The sequence below is a fragment of the Tritonibacter sp. SIMBA_163 genome (assembly GCF_046535935.1).
Lineage (GTDB): Bacteria > Pseudomonadota > Alphaproteobacteria > Rhodobacterales > Rhodobacteraceae > Epibacterium > Epibacterium scottomollicae.
The window spans coordinates 1-232 of sequence record NZ_JAWJBP010001441.1 but is presented as its reverse complement, the minus strand read 5'-3'; the positions used below and the strand labels follow the sequence as shown (position 1 = coordinate 232).

Genomic DNA, 232 nt, shown 5'->3' with positions numbered 1-232 from the left:
CCGGCGGAATAAGCGGTATTTGAGGGATTTTTCTCTAAATGTTGATGCTTCTCACCTTCTTCGCCGAACATATGACACCGCTCAATGTGTTCCGCTACATTACTTTCCGCACCGGCGGCGCGATGATCACTTCGGCGCTGATCGTGTTCCTGTTCGGCCCGTCGATCATCAACTCGCTCCGGGTGCGTCAGGGGAAGGGCCAGCCGAGCCGCGCCGACGGCCCGCAGACCCA

General features: G+C 58.6%; 1 pseudogene. It reads left to right on the top strand.

Annotated elements, in window-relative coordinates:
- Positions 1-38 precede the first annotated feature (38 nt).
- A pseudogene (mraY, locus tag R0J92_RS27060) lies at positions 39-232 on the top strand (phospho-N-acetylmuramoyl-pentapeptide-transferase); the annotation flags it as partial.